The 263-nt window shown below is 65.0% G+C and carries 1 pseudogene; it reads left to right on the forward strand.

Annotated elements, in window-relative coordinates:
* Positions 1-99 precede the first annotated feature (99 nt).
* A pseudogene (locus AC0L3B_RS39675) lies at positions 100-263 on the forward strand (ABC transporter substrate-binding protein); the annotation flags it as partial.

Raw genomic sequence — 263 nt, forward strand, 5'->3', positions numbered from 1 at the left:
TTGAAACAACAGGGCGCCTTTATCGGCCGGGACCTGCCCGTGCCCGAAGGGCTCTGACGGACTGCAAAAACGACCAAAAGAACCACTGGAGGAAACGGGATGATCGGGATTGTACGGCTCGCGCTAGCTGGCCTGATGGCGATCACGGCGATGGGCACGGCGCGGGCCGAGGACGCGCTGAAGGCCAGGATCGGCGTGCTCCGCCTGTCGTCCTCCGCGCCCGTCTTCATCGCCCAGGACAAGGGCTATTTCCGCGAGGCCGG

Source organism: Bradyrhizobium sp. Kon56 (assembly GCF_055807635.1).